We start from the raw sequence: 17,437 nt of genomic DNA on the forward strand, positions 1-17,437 counted from the left end.
CGCACCGGCTACAGAGTGCGCGACAACTCAACTTCAGGGCTTGAAAACGAAGCCCGGTTTGATCGCCACATCTGCAGGAATGGGCTGCAGATCGGAAAATAGGTTCGGGTGAGTATTCATCACGTTGATGATGAACTTGGGTTCGATGTGCTTGTTCACATCGAACCCCGACTTGATCACGCCGAGCCGTTGCAGCGTATCCTGCGCCTTCCATAGCGCGCGATAGTTGTGAGCGGAAATGCGGCGGTCCACCTGCTGGATATTGTACTGCATCGCAGTCTCCGCCACATCGAGCTTCAACCCTGGAATCCAGCGCGTACCGATGGCTGCGGCCTGCTTGGGATTCTTGCGCATCCACTGGTCGGCCTCCGACACCGCTGCCAGGAATTTCTCGATCGTTGCCCCGTTCTTTTCCACCCAGGGCCGCAGCGCGATATTGAAGCCGAGATAGGAGATGACATCGCCGCCGCGGATGACCTCGATAGCGCCCGGCACGTCCTTCATGGCGATCACCGGTGCCGGGTCCCAGCACACAAACGCATCCACACCCTTGGCAAGCAACGCCACGCTCATCTCCGGCGGCGGCGTATTGATCAGCGTCACGTCGGTCGGCGCGAGGCCAGCCTTCTCGAGCAAGCCGAGAATGTAGAGATGGTTGATCGTGCCGAATGAGGTTGCTATTTTTTTGCCCTTGAGACTTTTCAAGTCGCCTTTGACGATTCCAGAATCGCCGTTGGCGATGAGGGCGAGCGTGGCATCGGATCCGAGCTTCGTAGCGTTGCCGCTGAAGTTGCCGAGGAAAACGAGATCCATATTGCGTAGAATAGCGCCGATGGCTGGTACGCCAGCTTGCACCATATCTGTTTCACCCGCCTGCAAGGCATTGAGCGCGTCGACGCCGGTGGCGTATGGGCGGGCGATGGTTACGTCGAGCCCGTGCTTTTCGAAGAAACCACGCTCCAGTGCAATCGGCAGCGCCAGCATGTCCACGGCTGCCACCATACCGACCTTGAGTTTTACGGGATCCTTGGCTTGCGCTATGGCCAGTGACGGCAACAGCAACAAGGCGCAGAGCAGCATCGCAATTCGTCGCATTTGGTCATCCTCCTGGTTGAAGAGGCTCGACGCGCGTAACCCAGTAAGGCCGGGCGACGGTCGTCAAGTCCGCTCGTTTCACTCCCCGAACTTCAATGGATTTTTCTTGTGTTCCGGATACCCGGCCGTACGTCTGCATCAGCTGAACGTGGAAACGTTCAGGTTCGAACGGCAGCACGACGAGGATATTCACCTTTTCCGGGCCGCCGGCGAAGTTCGCGATCTTTTGGGAGGCAGCGACTGTCAGCCAGAGCTGCCAGGCCGTATAGCTGACCGCTACCGCGATCAGGATGTGCGCCTTTCTTGATCGAAGGGCATCTTTCAACATGGCTCAGGCCGACCGCACGAGTTGAAGAACGCGACCCGACAACTCTTTGAACTGCGCATCATCGTTCAGCGCGTCCCATGATCGCGGCCGTGGCAAGTCCACGTCGATTTCCTCAAGCACGCGTCCCTTCGACAGCGCGATGACCCTGTTGGCCAGAAACACGGCCTCCGCGACATCATGCGTGATGAAGATGACGGTCGGCCGCTTCTCCTGCCAGATGCGCGTCAGTTCTTCCTGGAGCGTCATCCGAGTCTGGGCGTCGACGCTCGCGAACGGCTCGTCCATCAACAGAACATCCGGCTCGTTCGCCAGGGCACGCACCACGCCGACACGCTGCTGCATGCCGCCCGACAATTCGGCGGGATACCGCCCGGCCGCCTCGGTCAGTTTGGCGAGCGCCAGATATTCATGCGCGATCTTCTCGCGTTCGGCCCTGCGGACGCCGCGCATCTTCGGGCCGAAGGCGACATTCTCGAGCACGGTTCGCCATGGGAACAGGGCAAAAGACTGAAAGACCACGCCGCGGTCGGGGCCCGGTCCGTTTACCGGGCGGCCGCCAACCAGGATCTCACCGCCGGTGTGCGGAATGAAGCCCGCGATCATGTTGAGTATCGTCGTCTTGCCGCAGCCCGAGGGTCCGACGATGCAGACGAATTCTCCCTGCTCCACGTTCAATGACACATCATGCACTGCGGTAACGTTGATGCCGGCATAGGGGTCGAAATACGTCTTCGACAAATTACGGATCGTTAGATTCTTCATCGCGTTACTAGCCCCCACCGCTGTCCGGTAGCTCGCTCGATCGGTGCCAGTATCCAGCTGTCGACGATGTACCAGAGAATTCCCAGGATGATCATGCCGAGCAGGATCTCGACGACCGACCCGGAGCGGCGCGCGTCGAACATGAGAAACCCGATGCCGCTGGTACCAACGATAATTTCGGTTGCGATCAGAGCGCGCCAGCCGTAACCGAGCCCGTTGCGCAGGCCGGTCACGATGTTAGGCAGCGCTCCAGGCAACACCACCTCCCACAACATGCGAATGCGCGAGGCACCAAGGCTCTGAGCGGCGCGATGCAAGGTGATGGGGATTGAGCGCACGCCCAGCACCGTGTTCAGGACGACCGGAAAGATCACCGTGTAGACGATGACGACCGTGATGGTCGTGAGGCCATAGCCGAACCAGATCACGAGGATCGGCAGCCAGGCGATATCGCCGATGGCCTGAAAGAACAGAAGCAGCGGCCACAGCGCCGTGCGCGCGCGCTGGCTCAGACCGATCAGGATTCCGAGAGGAATGCCGAGAGCGATGCCCCAGAACGCACCGACGGCCAGGCGCACCATGCTGTCCTGCAGGTACTCCGGCAGGATGCCTTGATAGACTAGCGAACGGAATGAGCCTACGACCTCCGCCGGTCCTGGCAGGAACACACGTGGAAATATTTGCAGCTCTGTGACGATCCACCAGGCTGCGATCACCGGAATGAAAGGCGCGAAGGAGCCGATCGACGGCCAGCGCGCCATCAGTCGTACGCAGTAACCCCAAATCCTGAGAAGAAACTGGTTCATGCGCGCTGCACCATGCCCCAGCGTTCAATGGTGGCGCGTTCGATCGGTGCCAAGACCAGCCGGTCGAGCAGTAGCCAAAGCACGCCGATGACAATCATGCCGAGCACAATCACCTCGGTCTTATAGTAATCGCGCGCCACGAACAGCATGTAACCGAGGCCGACGTTCGTGGCGATCATCTCGGCTGCGATCAGCCCACGCCAGGCAAAGCCTAAGCCGGTGCGTATGCCTGTGACGATGTTAGGAAGCGCGCCTGGCAACAACACTTCGGTCAACATTGCCCAACGCCCAGCACCAAGCGATGCGGCCGCATTGCGCACGTGCAAGGGAATGGTCGATACGCCGAGCAGCGTGTTGTAGGTCACGATAAAGAACACGGCATTGAAGATGACGAAGGTAATGGCGCCGAAGCCATAGCCGAACCATAGGGTGGCAATCGGGATCCATGCGATACCAGCCAGCACCGAGAAAAACCTGAACAAGGGTGTCAGGAAACCCGAGACGGTCGGACTGACGCCCATAGCAACGCCCAGGGGAATGGCAACCAATAGCGCGAGCACCGTGCCGACGGCGACGCGCAACAGACTCGCACGTATGTGCTGAACAAGTGTTCCATCCTGAATACCCTCAATTCCAGCCTGGACCACAGAGGAGAGGTGAGGAAAGATCCGAGGGTTGACGTCGAAGTAGGGGATAAGAACAGCCCAGAGAACGAGCAGCACTATAAAGGGAGCGCAAAACCAAAATGCCGAAGATGCTCTGTGCAGCATCATGTCTGCCTCAGACTGCGAGTGCGGCTTAGCCGAGCATTCCGGCGGGAGGCGCCGACATTTTTTCTAGACAGTTTGGAGTGTGTGTAGCCAAGGACTCGCTCCATGGCTTTTCGGGCCTTATCTGCATCACCTTCTTCGATGGCACGGGCAGCAGTCGCGTGGTTGGGAAGGTTGCCCTCGAACCAGCCATCGATACTATCGACAGCGACCACAAATACCGCGCTCAGAATCGTGTCGATCGCGCCTCGAAAGCCCTGCAGCACCGGATTGTGCGTGGCGTCAAGAACGGCCAGATGAAATGCCTTGTCTGCAGCCGTTGCGGTAGCCTGATCGTTCGACGTTTCCATCGCTACGAGGGCTGCATTGATCCGCTGCCGGTCCTTCTTGGTGGCGCGCGTCGCAGCAAGCGCGGCAGCGGCAGGCTCAATGATCGAGCGCACTTCTTGAATGGCCAGCAGTAATTCGCGATCGAGTTTATCTTCCCCGACCAGCCAATTCAAAACGTCACGATCGAGCAGGCTCCAATCGCGCCGCGGCAACACGTGAGTGCCATGGCGCGGCCGAACGCTGACGAGTCCTTTTCCTGAGAGCATTTTGATCGCCTCACGAACCACGCCGCGGCCGACGCCGAAGCGGATTTCGAGATCGCTTTCCGGAGGCAGTACCGTGCCTGCCGGGATAACCTCTTGAGCGATCTCGCGGCCGAGCGTCGTCAGCACCGCGTGAATGCGGCCTGGCTTCGAACGCTTCTCGGAGGATTTGACACGCTTGGTCAATCTGTTCACTCCCGACCGCCGGCTCTTCGGCTGGCTAGTATGTTCAAGCCATACACCGATTTTGTTGCCGTCGCAATCATCCGATGTTAAACATCCGATGAATAATAAAATGATTGCAGCGCAGCAATCTCCTCGGTCGCAAGGAGACGGACGATGTCGACCATCGGCTATCTGACGACGACGATATTCGATTTCGGTGCCATCAAGAGCCTGCCGACCGAGTTGGAAGCGCTCGGAATTCGCCGGCCGTTGCTCGTCACGGACGCCGGCGTGCAGGGTACCGGCATTGTAGCGCAGGTGCTAACTCACCTCGATCCGACGACCGTTGCAGTATTCGCCGGCACGCCGCCGAATCCGACAGAGGAAGCAGTGCGCGAAAGCGTTGTTGTCTACCGCGACGGCGGTTGCGACGGCATCATTGCGCTCGGCGGCGGTTCGCCGATAGATCTTGCCAAAGGTGTGGCTTTGGCCGCCACCCACGAGGGGCCGTTGGAGCAATATGCGGTTATCCGTGGCGGCGTCGGTAAGATCACTGCGAAGGTCGCGCCTGTGATCGCTATTCCGACCACTGCAGGAACTGGCAGCGAGGTCGGCCGCGGTGCGTTGATCAATCTGACTAACGGCTCGAAGCTGGCGTTGATCAGTCCGTATCTAATACCGAAAAGGGCGATCTGCGATCCTGAACTCACGCTGGGCCTGCCGCCGTTGTTGACAGCGGCAACCGGCATCGATGCGCTCACGCATTGCATCGAAACGTTCCTGTCACCGTTGGTCAATCCGCCGGCAGAAGCGATAGCGCTCGACGGTGCACAGCGCGCATGGCGATTCATCCAGCGCGCTGTGACCAACGGTGGCGACCGCGAAGCGCGTTGGGAGATGATGATGGCGTCGCTAGAAGGTGGCCTCACATTTCAGAAGGGGCTCGGCTTAGTTCACTCGCTTTCTCACGCGGCCGGCGCGTTGCGCTCGCCGACGCTGCATCACGGTATGCTGAACGGCGTGTTCCTGCCGCACATCATGCGCTTCAACGTTCAAAGTGTTGGGAGCAAATACGAGAAGCTAAGTGATATATTTTGCATTGCGCGCGAAACGGACCTTGCCGCTGCGGTGTCCGATCTCGTCCAATCGTTAAATCTGCCAGTAACGCTCGGCCAAATGGGTTTTGAGGCCAGGCATATTCCTCAGACAGTTGTCCGAGCGTTGGCCGACCACTCGAATGCCACGGCTCCTCGAAAAGCGTCTGCAGAAGAATTTGAGAGTTTACTGCGTGCAGCGCTCTGAGAATCATCCGAAAGAAACGCCACTAATTTCGAATTCCTAGGGCCACCGCCAGCGCAGACATATGCGTATCTCGTACAACAAGGCGTATCGTAACTCGCACAGCAGCAATGGGGCATCCGTCGTGTGGAGGTAGCTTTGGGCACTCAAAGAAAAATTGCACTTGTTACCGGGGCAGGGTCAGGGATAGGACGTGCGTCCTCGCTCGCTCTCATGAAGGCGGGTTTCACTGTCGTCTTGGCCGGACGCCGCATCGAGTTGCTTGAAGAAACCAGGAATTTGGGGCCACCTGGAATGAGCACATCTGTCATATGCGACATATCAGATCCGGACTCGATTGCTTCTTTATTTGCTAAAGTTATGGATCTTCACGGACGACTTGACTTGCTGTTTAACAATGCGGGCGTAAGCGCTCCATCGATTCCCATGGAGAATGTTAGCTTATCGCAATGGAAAGCTGTGATTGATACCAATTTAACCGGTCCGTTTATCTGCACGCAGTTTGCGTTTCGAATTATGAAAGATCAAACGCCTCGAGGGGGGAGAATCATTAACAACGGTTCGATATCCGCTCACGCGCCGAGGCCTTTCTCGGCTCCCTATACCGCGTCAAAGCACTCAATCACCGGCTTGACTAAGGCGGCCTCGTTAGACGGTCGAGCATACAATATCGCGGTCGGCCAGATTGATATCGGCAATGCTGAAACACCCATGACGACGGGTATGACTAGCGGTGCATTACAAGCCGACGGTCAGCAGGTGCCAGAGCCGTGTATGAATGTCGATGATGTCGGCAATGCTGTAGTTTGCATGGCAAATTTGCCCCTCGATGCCAACGTGATGTTTATGACGATCATGGCAACAAAGATGCCGTTCGTTGGAAGGGGATAAGTTGTTCGGTCGTGCTTTGGAGCACGTTGATCTCAGTTTGTCAGGGAAAGGCCGCGCTTGGCTCAATGCTGAAGCCGTCAATCACCTCAAGCGGTTCCGCTCATGCAGTGAATTTCACCTGTCTTTTCAACGTGCCGCGAAAAATCAGGATCGAACTAAGGCTTTAAGAAATTGTTGTTGCTGGTGTTTTTGTTGTGGTGCCCCTGGCCGGGATCGAACCAGCACTCCTTGCGGAACTCGATTTTGAGTCGAGCGCGTCTACCAATTCCGCCACAGGGGCCATCGGACGCCGGAACCCGCCGTCGCGAAGCGGGCGGACTATAGCCGGGACTTCTTCCGGGTCAACCGGTGGACAGGTCAGAAAAGGCGCTGCGCACATCCTGTTCGATGTCGGCAGTGTGATCCCATGTGTCTCGACAGCCTGGCAGGGCCGCGATAGGACGCGATAGCCATCCCGGAGAGCCATGTGACCGCCGTTTCATCCTCGCCTGCCGCGTCGACCGGCTCGAATCACGCATTTGTCGCAGCCGTCGCGATCGCCATCGTCGCCGTGGTCACTATCGCGGGGGCGTGGTTCTTTCAGCTCGTGCTCGATATCCGGCCATGCCCGCTGTGTCTCGAGCAGCGCTATGCCTATTATCTATCGATCCCGCTGGCCGCGCTGGTGGCGATGGCCGCCGGCCGCGGGGCGCCGCGCGGCGTGCTGGTCGTGGGGCTTGCGATCCTGGCGCTTGCGTCGCTCGCCAATGCAGTGCTGGGCGGCTACCACGCTGGCGTCGAATGGAAGTTCTGGCAGGGGCCGACCGACTGCTCCGGGCCGGTGGTCGATCTCGGCAACGCCGGCAGCCTGTTCGAGCGGCTCGACACCGTGAAGGTGATTCGCTGTGACGAGGTGCAGTGGCGTTTCCTTGGCCTGTCGCTGGCCGGTTATAACGTGCTGATCTCGCTCTTGATGGCTGCCATCGCCGCGTGGGGCGCGGGGAGGACCGCGCGCCCCTGATGGTGGGCATGACCTACCAGCGATAGCGCAATGTGCCGATCACCGTGCGGCCCTGGCCGAGATAGCAGAAGCCGGCATTGCAGACCGTGACCTGATTGTCGGCCACGTTGTTGGCGTTGATCGAGGCCTGGTAACCTGCGAATTTCGGCCCGAGCGCGGCGAGGTCGTAGCGCGCCGCGAGATCGAACAGCGTGGTGCCGTCATTGCGGGCCGTGTTGGCATTCGTCGTCCAGGTGGCGTCGATGTAACGGATGCCGGCGCCGAGGCCGAGGCCGTCGAGCGGGCCACTGAGGAACGTGTAGTTCAGCCAGCTCGAGGCCGTGTGTTTCGGCGTCACGGCCGGAGTCTTGCCGAGTTCGGTCGCGATCGTGCTCCTGGTGATTTCGGCATCCGCATATGTGTAGGCCGAAACGGTCTCGAGCTCCGGTGTGATCCGGGCGCGTGCCTCCAGTTCGAAGCCCTGCACACGGATTTCGCCGACTGACGCATAGTAGGCGACGCCGTTGACATAGCCCGCGAGTTTGGCGGCATTCTTTTCCTTTAGTTCATAGGCCGAGGCAGTGAGCAATACATCCGGGCGCGGCTGATATTTCACGCCGCCTTCGATCTGCTCGCCTTCGGATGGCGCCAGCACGCTGCCGTCGATGGCGAGCGAGGTCACCGGCTGGAAGGAGGTCGAATAGCTGACATAGGGCGCAATGCCGTTGTCGAAATGATAAAGCAGGCCGGCGCTGTAGGAAAAGGCGCTGTCGTTGCGTGCGCCGGTCACGGCACCGGTGAAGGCGTCGATCTGGGTGCGGTCTGCCCAATCATGCCGTCCGCTCAGCGACAGGTGCCAGTTGCCGATTCGCATCTGGTCCTGCAGATAGACGCCGACCTGCTCCTGCTTTGAATGCGAGCCCGATGTGAAGCTGGGGGTTATGCTGGCGATCCCGTAAACGGGATTGAGGAGGTTCAGGGCGTAAGCCGGATTTACCGCGCCGGTGCCGAGCCGGAAGTCCCAGACATTGTGATCGTAATTCACGCCGAACAGGGCCTTGTGAATGATCGCTCCGGTGGCGAAATCGGCCTGCAGCGCATTGTCGGTTTGCCAGCTCGTCTGGTCGTCGCCGACGGAGACCGGGCTGCGGTTATAGATATTGGGATCGGTGATACTGAAGCTGCCGCTGAGATAGCGCGAATTCGTATGCAACGTGCCGAAGCGGCTATGCTGGCGGAAGGTGAAAATATCGTCGAAGCGGTGTTCCAGCTTGTAGCCGACCTGCGCCTGTTCCTGCCGCAGATAATCGTATTTCGGATCGCTGGAGCGCAGCCGCACCGGCTGGCCGTCGATGGTCAACAACGCACCGTCGCGGTTGAGCATGGCGACGCTGGCATCGCTCTCGTCCTTCTGCAGGATCGCATAGGCTGTCAGTGTGGTGTCGACGGTTGGGCGCCAGGTGATCGAAGGGGCCAGTAACAGTCGCTGATCAGCGATGTCGTAGTTGGTCTCGCCGGCGCGGCCAAGTCCGACAAGGCGATACAGCAGTGATTTGTCGGGATTGGCACCGCCGATGTCGAATGCCGTTTGCATGCGGCCATAGGTGCCCCCTTGCAACGAGATTTCGTTGACCTGATTGTCGACCGGAAATTTCGAGCGGCGATCAACGAGGCCCCCCGGTACCGACTGACCATAGAGCACGGCCGCCGGGCCCTTGATGACCTCGACGCTGCTGAGCTGGTATGGCTCGGTTCGGAACGTCGTGAAGCCGGCCGGAAACTGTTTCAGTCCGTCGCGGAAGTCACCGAGTGTGGTGGTGGGAAAGCCGCGAATATAGATCTGGTCGAAGCGCGGATCGTAGCCGAAGCCGCCGGTGGTGACGCTGGCGCTATAACGAACCGCGTCCGCGATGCTGGTGACGCCGCGATCGTCGAGCTCCTTGCGGTCGATCACACTCACCGAGCGTGGCGTATCGATCAGGGGCGTATCGGTCTTGGATGCCGAGTTTGTGGTGCCAGCAACGTAACCGTAGTTGCCGGCATAGATGCGTTCGTTGACGGAAGGCGTCGGCGCGACCTGCGACGCCGGTGCGCGTGCGGCTGCCCGGCGTTTGGTGGAGGCCGTCTGGCGCGATGTCGTGGTAACGTTGCGTACGCGCGGTTGCGGCTGCGGTGCATCGACGGTCACCGCAGGCAGGGCGGATTGTGCAGATGCGCCATGCGGGAGATCGGTGGACAGTGCGAGCAGGCCGACTGTGGAGAGCAGGAATGTCTGCTTCGTCGCTTTTCTTGTTTGGAGATTCATGCGTGGGCCTCAATCATGCTGGTCACGCCAGCGTGATGGTGCCTCTAGCCGGATTATTCAGATATCGCACCCCGATGCGGGATAGAATCCATCTAGAGCGCAAGCAGATGACGGGAAGCTGTTGCAGAGAAGAGAAGCTCGCGCATGGACCGCGACAATATGACGTGGCCGACTTATGTTTCACGTCATGTCTGGCTGTGGACACAGTGGCCGTTGCCGAGCTCAGTCGTCGATATCATCCTGTGCCTTGCCGAACAGGTGTACGATGCCCGGTGTGACGATCGACACGTAGATGAAGCGCGACAAGTGGTGCGCACCGACGAAGATGGGATCGATATGTAGTGTCAAAGCCAGCGCCAGCATGGCATCCATCGCACCCGGCGCGAAGGCGACCACCGCATCGCTCAGCTTCACATTTGTAGTCAGCGCAACGATGGCCACGAACACCGCCGAGATGGCGATCGCTACCGAGAATGAACCGAGTGCCGCCCAGACATGGCTCAGAATGGTGCGAGGCGAGATCTTGCCGAAACGCGAGCCGATCAGGCTGCCGATGCCGACAAGGGCGGTGATGTAGGCCCATTGCGGCAGGGTGCCATGGACCCAGCCGGTGCCGTGCAACACTGACGAAGCCATCATGGCACCGAACATCCAGCTGGCAGGAAACCTGATCCACTTCATCACCAGGGAGACGGCGACGGCGGCCACGGCCAGTTCGAACAGTGCGAGCGGTGTTGCTTCCGGTCCGCGCGAGGGCAGCGGGCCGTGTCCCATCAGTCCGGTGGCCGCGAGCAGCAGCGGCACCATGCCGGTGAGGATGATGACGCGAAATATCTGTACAACGGCGATGCCGGGCACGTCGGCATTGCGTTCGGTGGCGAGCATGATGATCTGCGACAGCGCGCCGGGACTGCCAGCGAGCAGCGCCGAGGTGCGGTCCCAGCCATGGACGCGTTGCAGATAGACGCTGCTGCCGAATGTGGCGCAGAAGGTCGCAAGCGCGAGCAGGGCGATCGTCAGCGGATAGGCAGTGAGATTGTGCACCATTTCCGGCGACACCATCGAACCCAGCGACAGGCCCAGCGTCATCAGGATCACATGGGCCAGCGGTTGTGGCAGGCCGACGGGGCGGCCAGAAATGCCATAGGCGGCCACCGCCACCATTGCCCCCGAGATCAACCCGCCAGGCAGCTCGGCCCAGTAGAAAAGCGCGCCGCCGAGAGTGCCGAGCAACAGCGTTTCGACGGTGGTGCGGATCTGTAGCAGATTGGGGAGGGCGAAGGGCAAGGGCATTTGGCGGCGGCTTGAGGAGCTCGCTTTATGACAAAGTCCGGCCCGAACGACAAATGCGCCCCGGTCTACCTGTCCCTCGCTTTCGTTGGCGAGGGACAGGCCACGGCTCGTTTAGTTCGTCTTTGCGCCCTTCTTGCATTCGGAGCGGAATTTGCGGCGGGCGTCGCCATGCAGGCCCTTGGCATCCGCCTGCTTGGAGCATTCCAGCGATGCGGCCGTACGCGGCTTCTCCGTCTTGCTGTCGGCCTTGCTATTGTCGGCGGGAGCCATCTTGCTGGCGGGGGCCATTTTCTGGTCACCCGTTGCGGGTGCCTGGGCGCTTGCCGCGCCGATCAGCATCAAGGAGGCAAAAGCGGCTGTGACAAGGCTGGTAAACAATCGGGTCATAGTGACACCTCTTCTTTCGGGGATTGGCAGCCTGATAACGCCGGTATGAACCGCAGGTGAACGAACTACAATTCGTCCCGGGCCATCGATCACGATAAATTTTCGCTACCGCGCGCGATATTATTGCCGTTGAATGTAGCAACGCTAGGATAGTCCCGTCATTCGCATATCCAGGGAGAAAACGACATGACGAAGCAAATCGCTCTTGCCAGTGCCTTTGTGATTTCCGGATTGACCTTGTTCGCCGCCCAGCCAGCCAGTGCTCTGACCGCGGCTGAATGCAGCGCAAAATATCAGGCGGCGAAAACGGCCGGCACGCTCAACGGTCAAAAATGGAATGACTTCCGCAAGGCCGAATGCGGCGCCAATGCCGCCGCGGCGGCACCGGCTGCGACAGCCGCCCCCACCGCTCCGGCGGCTGCCGACGCCAAACCGACCGCTGCGCCGAAGACGGCTGCTGCTCCCGCGGCAGCACCTGCGACTCCGTCCGGCCCGGCGACCTTCCCTTCGGCGGTCGATCCGAAATATGCCAAGGAAACTGCCGGCAAGGCCCGCATGCATACTTGCGTGGATCAGTACAATGCCAACAAGGCGACCAATGCCAATGGCGGCTTGAAATGGATCCAGAAGGGCGGCGGCTACTACAGCGAATGCACCAAGCGCCTGAAGGGCGCGGCCTGATCAAATCAGCCGTGCAGCCGACCTGATCGACATATTCCGCTCCGCGGGCGATAAAACCCATGCACCCGCGGAGCTTCCATGATTGCCAGTCTTTGTTTGATTCTGCTTTGCCAACTCGTTGGCGAGATCGTCGTGCGTAGCTTGGCTTGGCCCGTTCCCGGCCCGGTGTTCGGGATGCTATTGCTGTTCCTCCTGTTGTTGCTGCGCGACCGTGCGGCGCTATTTGCCAACGGCCCTCTGCAAGGCGGCGGTGTCGAGAACGCGGCCAGGGGATTGCTGGCGCATTTGTCATTGATGTTCATTCCGGCCGGTGTTGGGGTCGTACAACGGCTTGATCTGCTCGCCGAGCACGGCACCGCTATCGCGGGTGTGCTGGCGATTTCCGTTGTGATCACGCTGCTGGTCACCGTCGGTACATTTCTCCTCATCAACCGTTTGATGACGCGGGGCGGGCAGGCGTCATGAATCCGAATCCCTTCGCGCTGTGGGTTTATCTCTCGCAGCAGCCGTTGCTGTGGCTGACGGTGACGTTGTTCGTCTATGCAGCCGCCGACGCCCTGTCGCTGGCGACGGGACGGCACCCGTTCGCCAATCCCGTCTTCCATTCGATGTGGATCATCGCGGCGTTCCTGCTGCTGACAGGAACGTCCTACACCACTTATTTCAGCGGTGCGCAGTTCGTGCACTTCCTGCTTGGCCCGGCCACTGTGGCGCTGGCCGTCCCACTCTATGAGAATCGCAAGACGGTGCTGGCTGCCATCGTGCCGATGCTTGGGGCGCTGGTGGTGGGCTGCATCACCGCCATCGTCTCCGTGGTGCTGCTGGCGAGGGCTTTCGGTTTGCCTGATAAAGTGACGCTGTCACTGGCGCCGAAATCGGTCACGGCCGGCGTCGCCATGGGCATCAGCGAGTCTCTCGGGGCGGATGCGTCGCTCACGGCGGTGTCTGTGGTGCTGACCGGCATCATGGGCGCGATCATCGTGACGCCGATGATGAACCGGATGCGGATCACCGACTATCGTGCCCGTGGTTTTGCCGTTGGCCTCGCCTCGCATGGTATCGGCGTTGCCCGGGCCTTCCAGGTCGATGCCATGGCTGGCGTATTTGCCGGCATTGCCATGAGCCTGAATGCTCTGGTCACCTCACTGCTCGTCCCCATCGCCATCACGCTGCTGATGCGTTGAGGCGCGCACAACTGTTCACAAGCTGCTGAGCCATGCGCTTCCCAGCATGGAGATGCAGTAAAAACGCCACTAAGGTCCCTGCCGTAGCAATCGCGAATCGGCGGATGATGATCACGGTGATGCAGGGCGTGCTGGGGTTGGCCTCCGGCGCACTGGTGGGCTTTTCGCTCGGTCTCGTCGGCGGCGGCGGATCGATTCTTGCCGTCCCGCTGATGGTTTATGTGGTCGGTGTCCCCAATCCGCATGTCGCAATCGGCACCAGCGCCATCGCCGTGGCCGCCAATGCTGCAGTCAATCTCGGTAATCATGCGCGCGGCGGCAACGTGCACTGGTCCTGCGCGCTGGTCTTTGCGGCTGCGGGTATCGTCGGAGCCTTTGGCGGTTCGCTGCTCGGCAAACGGATGGACGGGCAGAATCTCCTGGCGCTGTTCGCGGTGTTGATGCTGATCATCGCCGTTCTGATGCTGAAAACTCGGACCCACATCGGCGAACAGCGTGTGGCAATCAGCTCGGCGAACACGCCGGCATTGGTCGGCCTTGGACTGATGACCGGCACACTGTCCGGTTTTTTCGGAATTGGCGGCGGCTTCCTGATCGTGCCCGCGCTGATGCTGGCGACCGGCATGTCCATCATGAGCGCGATCTCGTCGTCGCTGGTCGCGGTCACAGCCTTCGGTCTCACCACGGCGCTCAGCTATGCCTGGTCCGGGCTGATTTCCTGGACGCTTGCGCTGGTGTTCATCGTCGGAGGCATTGTCGGCGGGTTGGTCGGGACCGCTGTGGCGCGCTCGTTGTCGGTACGGCGAGGCGCGCTGAACGTCGTTTTTGCGACTATCATTATCCTCGTGGCGCTCTATATGTTGGCCCGCAACATCTATGTGACGTGACGATTGGCGCATGACGCGTCCGCGGAGAACATCATGAGCGGCCGTAGCCTTCTTACTCTCGCACCCACGCGTCGGACCGCGCTCGCCCTGGTTGGCGGAGCCATGTTGCTGGGTGTCGACCGTCGTGCGATGGCTGCGCCGGGCACCGATGAGGACGACGAAATCCTCAAGGAATCCCTTGTGCTGCGCGATCCCGATATTCCGGCTTCGGGCAATCCGAAGGGCGACATTACCATCGTCGAATATTTCGACTATCAGTGCCCGTATTGCCGCAAGCTCGCGCCGGATCTCCGTGCCGTGGTCAAGGAAGATGGCAATGTTCGGCTGGTGTCAAAGGACTGGGCGATCCTTGGCCCCGTTTCGGTCTACGCCGCAGGTCTGGTGCTGGCGACGCGCTATCAGAACAGGTTCATCGAGGCGCAGGACGCACTGATCAGCCTCAACACCAAGCTGACCGAGCAGATCGCGCGCGATACGCTCGCCAAGACCGGGATCGATGTCGAGCGAGCTCTTGCCGATCTGCAGACCAATCGCGCCGCTATCGCCGCGAAGCTCAAGCAGATCGACAAACAGGCGACAGCTTTTGGCTTCCGCGGCACGCCTTCCTTCATCGTCGGGAAGTTCCGCATTCCGGGGCCGATCAGCAAGGAGCACTTCAAGCTGGCCATCGCCGATGCCCGTAAGGCAGTGGCCGAGAGGAAGTAATCGGCAGATCAAAGCGCCCCGTCTTGAGACAGGGCGCTTTTCGAGCCGGCTTGAACGGGTCTGGTTGATCTCTGTCTGGCCCTGGCGTGTTTCCCCCGCTAGCCGCGTTACGACTTCATCTGTGCCGTCAGTTTGGCCCAGTCATCCCTGGTCCGCGCCTTCAGCGCTTCCCAGTTGGTCTGGGCGACATCCCAATTAACGATGGTGCGGCGGTCCTGCGCGGTCTGGCCGTTTGCCACTGACGACGTCGCCATTGAGTCGTGCAGATAAACGCCGATACCCAGGATCAGCGCACCCAGGATCATTCCGAAAATCGTCCGCATGACAAAAGCCTCCATTGAGCCCCGACAACGCGGCGCGGAAGGCTTTGGTTCCGGCGCCGCCGCGCCGCTTCGTCGCAGTGCGGGAAGCGGGTGGGATTGATCTCTGTAAGGCGTCATGATGATCCTTCACCCACCATGACCGTCCATCTCACCGATCAGTCCGCTCTCGAAGCCGCCATCCGGCAGCTGGTGAAGGACGATCCGCGTTTGAAACCCATTCTTGCAAAGGCCGGCATGCCGGCGCTGCGCCAGCGCGCGCCGGGCTTCGAGGGATTGGCGCAGATCGTCTGCGGACAGCAAGTCTCCGTTGCTGCAGCCGCGGCGATCTGGGGCCGGATTTCGGCGGCCTATGTGCCATTCGATCACCAAGCCATCCGCAAGGCGCGCACCGATCGACTCGGCCGGCTCGGTCTGTCGGCCGCGAAGATCAAGACGCTGAAGGCCATCGCGAAAGAACTCGTTGACGGACGCCTGAATCTCGATGTGTTGGCCGAGGAAGAGGCTGACGCTGCTCACAATGCGCTCGTCGCGCTGCATGGCATCGGTCCATGGACGGCGGATGTGTATCTGCTGTTTTGTCTCGGCCATGGTGATGCCTGGCCGGCCGGCGATGTCGCCTTGCAGGAGGCCATCAAGGTCGGGCTTGGATTGAATGAACGCCCGACCGTGAAGCAGATGGCGCCCCTCGCCGAGCCATGGCGCCCGCTGCGCGGCGCCGCAGCGCATCTGTGGTGGGCCTATTATCATGCGATCAAGAAGCGCGAGGGTGTGATCGCAGGGGCACCGGCATGAAACGTCGTTTGAAACGAACGTCGTTTTAAACGCCACTCCTGTCGCAATACGGACATCGCTGCTGGCGAAACTGCTCGTAAACAGGAGGCAGCGATGAACAGCATCAAGCAATTCAACGTCGATAGAGCCGATTTCGAGCGGACATCACTGACGGAAGTTCCGCTGCCATCGCGCGAGGTGCTGCCGGATGATGGCCTGCTGGTGAAGATCGATCGCTTCGCCTTCACCGCCAACAATATCACCTATGCCATGCTCGGGGATAGCATGAAATACTGGCAGCTGTTTCCTGCGCCGGATGGATTCGGCAACATTCCGGTGTGGGGCTTTGGCGATGTCATCGCCTCAAAGCATTCGCAGATCGAGGAAGGCGAGCGTCTGTTCGGCTATTTCCCGATGGCGACACATCTGGTGATCGAGGCAACCGATGTCAGCAAACGCGGTTTGCGCGATGGCGCGGCGCACCGGCAGGGCGTCGCACCCGTCTACAATGCCTATGCCCGCGTCGGCGCTGATCCTGCATTCGCGGGTCGTCAGGGCGACTATCAGGCGCTGCTGCGGCCGCTGTTTATGCTGTCATTTCTCGTCGATGATTTTCTCGCGGAGGCTGAGTTTTTCGGAGCGCAACAGGTGGTCCTGTCGAGTGCATCCAGTAAAACGGCGTTCGGTTTGGCCCATCTGCTGCACACCGGGCGACCGTCGATCCGCGTGATCGGTTTCACCTCTGGTCGCCATAGCGCTTTCGCCGCGTCGCTCGGCTGCTATCACGAGATCGTCCCCTATGATCGCATCGACACGTTGCTGCCGGAGCAGGCAACTGCTTTTGTCGATATGGCCGGCAATGCTGAGCTACGCAGCCGGCTGCATCGTCATTTTGGCGCCCGGCTCGTCTATAGCGGTCGGGTCGGCATGACCCATCAGGACACGGCCGAGGCCCACGATTTGCCCGGAGCCAAGCCGTCCTGGTTCTTCGCGCCGGATCAAATTCGCAAGCGCGCCAAGGAGTGGGGGCCGGGTGGTATCGATCAGCGCTTCAGCGCGGCCTGGGCCGGTTTGGTCCCGATGCTGGAGAAATCCCTCACGATCGTTGAAGGGGGTGGCGTGGAAGCCGTCGAGGAGGTTTATCGCCAGACACTGGCAGGACAGGTCGCGCCAAGCGAAGGGCACATGGTTTCGCTGGTCGGGCGCTGATCGA

20 protein-coding genes and 1 tRNA gene are annotated in these 17,437 nt (G+C 60.3%); 10 read left to right on the forward strand and 11 right to left on the reverse strand.

All coding sequences use genetic code 11. From position 1 onward, the window contains the following. Positions 1-33: 33 nt before the first annotated feature. Genes E0H22_RS05380 through E0H22_RS05405 form a run of 6 tightly spaced genes read right to left on the reverse strand, consistent with a single transcriptional unit; the run spans position 34 to position 4,540 of the window. Entirely contained in the window at positions 34-1,065 is a 1,032-nt protein-coding gene (locus E0H22_RS05380; protein WP_233024623.1) for an ABC transporter substrate-binding protein, read from the reverse strand. 34 nt (positions 1,066-1,099) lie between these two features. Then, complete coding sequence (locus E0H22_RS05385; protein ID WP_233024624.1) at positions 1,100-1,423, reverse strand: hypothetical protein; 324 nt, start codon at positions 1,421-1,423, stop codon at positions 1,100-1,102. A gap of 3 nt (positions 1,424-1,426) precedes the next feature. Next, the gene (locus E0H22_RS05390; protein ID WP_233024625.1) at positions 1,427-2,185 is read right to left on the reverse strand and encodes an ABC transporter ATP-binding protein; all 759 of its coding nucleotides are present in this window, start codon (positions 2,183-2,185) and stop codon (positions 1,427-1,429) included. Further along, a complete protein-coding gene (locus E0H22_RS05395; protein ID WP_233024626.1) occupies positions 2,182-2,991 on the reverse strand; it encodes an ABC transporter permease in 810 nt (269 codons plus the stop codon). Before E0H22_RS05395 ends, E0H22_RS05390 begins: the two co-directional genes overlap by 4 nt. Beyond that, positions 2,988-3,764: an ABC transporter permease gene (locus E0H22_RS05400; protein ID WP_233024627.1), complete on the reverse strand. Its 777-nt coding sequence runs from the start codon at positions 3,762-3,764 to the stop codon at positions 2,988-2,990. Before E0H22_RS05400 ends, E0H22_RS05395 begins: the two co-directional genes overlap by 4 nt. Further along, entirely contained in the window at positions 3,761-4,540 is a 780-nt protein-coding gene (locus E0H22_RS05405) for a FadR/GntR family transcriptional regulator (protein WP_233024628.1), read from the reverse strand. Before E0H22_RS05405 ends, E0H22_RS05400 begins: the two co-directional genes overlap by 4 nt. Positions 4,541-4,693: 153 nt before the next feature. Here E0H22_RS05405 and E0H22_RS05410 point away from each other — a divergent pair, with 153 nt between their 5' ends. Further along, entirely contained in the window at positions 4,694-5,821 is a 1,128-nt protein-coding gene (locus E0H22_RS05410; RefSeq protein WP_233024629.1) for an iron-containing alcohol dehydrogenase, read from the forward strand. A gap of 135 nt (positions 5,822-5,956) precedes the next feature. Further along, a complete protein-coding gene (locus E0H22_RS05415; protein ID WP_283818792.1) occupies positions 5,957-6,709 on the forward strand; it encodes an SDR family oxidoreductase in 753 nt (250 codons plus the stop codon). A gap of 195 nt (positions 6,710-6,904) precedes the next feature. On the opposite strand, the gene E0H22_RS05420 is transcribed toward E0H22_RS05415, so the two are convergent. After that, a tRNA-Leu gene (locus E0H22_RS05420) sits at positions 6,905-6,989 on the reverse strand. 255 nt (positions 6,990-7,244) lie between these two features. On the opposite strand from E0H22_RS05420, the gene E0H22_RS05425 reads away from it, so the two are divergent. Continuing rightward, a complete protein-coding gene (locus tag E0H22_RS05425) occupies positions 7,245-7,709 on the forward strand; it encodes a disulfide bond formation protein B (RefSeq protein WP_430715261.1) in 465 nt (154 codons plus the stop codon). Between the two features lie 13 nt (positions 7,710-7,722). On the opposite strand, the gene E0H22_RS05430 is transcribed toward E0H22_RS05425, so the two are convergent. The 3 genes from E0H22_RS05430 to E0H22_RS05440 all read right to left on the reverse strand — a co-directional run bounded on the left by E0H22_RS05430 (position 7,723) and on the right by E0H22_RS05440 (position 11,673). Continuing rightward, positions 7,723-9,993 carry a TonB-dependent siderophore receptor gene (locus E0H22_RS05430; RefSeq protein WP_233024632.1) on the reverse strand — a complete coding sequence of 757 codons (2,271 nt, stop codon included), beginning with the start codon at positions 9,991-9,993 and terminating at the stop codon, positions 7,723-7,725. A gap of 222 nt (positions 9,994-10,215) precedes the next feature. Then, the gene (locus E0H22_RS05435) at positions 10,216-11,286 is read right to left on the reverse strand and encodes an AbrB family transcriptional regulator (RefSeq protein WP_233024633.1); all 1,071 of its coding nucleotides are present in this window, start codon (positions 11,284-11,286) and stop codon (positions 10,216-10,218) included. A gap of 111 nt (positions 11,287-11,397) precedes the next feature. Next, a complete protein-coding gene (locus E0H22_RS05440) occupies positions 11,398-11,673 on the reverse strand; it encodes a PsiF family protein (protein WP_233024634.1) in 276 nt (91 codons plus the stop codon). Positions 11,674-11,859: 186 nt separating this feature from the next. Between E0H22_RS05440 and E0H22_RS05445 the strand changes: the two genes are divergently transcribed. From E0H22_RS05445 to E0H22_RS05465, 5 genes are all read left to right on the forward strand, one after another. Beyond that, positions 11,860-12,354, forward strand: coding sequence for a hypothetical protein (locus E0H22_RS05445; RefSeq protein ID WP_233024635.1), 495 nt, complete (start codon positions 11,860-11,862; stop codon positions 12,352-12,354). A gap of 78 nt (positions 12,355-12,432) precedes the next feature. Beyond that, positions 12,433-12,819, forward strand: a complete 387-nt coding sequence (locus E0H22_RS05450) for a CidA/LrgA family protein (protein ID WP_233024636.1) — start codon at positions 12,433-12,435, stop codon at positions 12,817-12,819. Further along, positions 12,816-13,538 (forward strand): LrgB family protein, encoded by a 723-nt coding sequence (locus E0H22_RS05455; protein ID WP_233024637.1) that lies wholly within the window; start codon positions 12,816-12,818, stop codon positions 13,536-13,538. Before E0H22_RS05450 ends, E0H22_RS05455 begins: the two co-directional genes overlap by 4 nt. Before the next feature lie 107 nt (positions 13,539-13,645). After that, positions 13,646-14,425, forward strand: coding sequence for a sulfite exporter TauE/SafE family protein (locus E0H22_RS05460; RefSeq protein WP_233026148.1), 780 nt, complete (start codon positions 13,646-13,648; stop codon positions 14,423-14,425). Between the two features lie 33 nt (positions 14,426-14,458). Continuing rightward, a complete protein-coding gene (locus tag E0H22_RS05465) occupies positions 14,459-15,130 on the forward strand; it encodes a DsbA family protein (protein WP_233024638.1) in 672 nt (223 codons plus the stop codon). 107 nt (positions 15,131-15,237) lie between these two features. On the opposite strand, the gene E0H22_RS05470 is transcribed toward E0H22_RS05465, so the two are convergent. After that, positions 15,238-15,453, reverse strand: coding sequence for a hypothetical protein (locus E0H22_RS05470; protein ID WP_233024639.1), 216 nt, complete (start codon positions 15,451-15,453; stop codon positions 15,238-15,240). 135 nt (positions 15,454-15,588) lie between these two features. On the opposite strand from E0H22_RS05470, the gene E0H22_RS05475 reads away from it, so the two are divergent. Together E0H22_RS05475 and E0H22_RS05480 are read left to right on the forward strand one after the other, a co-directional pair. After that, positions 15,589-16,245, forward strand: a complete 657-nt coding sequence (locus E0H22_RS05475) for a DNA-3-methyladenine glycosylase family protein (RefSeq protein WP_233024640.1) — start codon at positions 15,589-15,591, stop codon at positions 16,243-16,245. 93 nt (positions 16,246-16,338) lie between these two features. Continuing rightward, entirely contained in the window at positions 16,339-17,433 is a 1,095-nt protein-coding gene (locus E0H22_RS05480) for a DUF2855 family protein (protein ID WP_233024641.1), read from the forward strand. The last annotated feature ends 4 nt before the right edge of the window (positions 17,434-17,437 follow it).

The sequence above is a fragment of the Rhodopseudomonas boonkerdii genome (genome assembly GCF_021184025.1).
Lineage (GTDB): Bacteria > Pseudomonadota > Alphaproteobacteria > Rhizobiales > Xanthobacteraceae > Tardiphaga > Tardiphaga boonkerdii.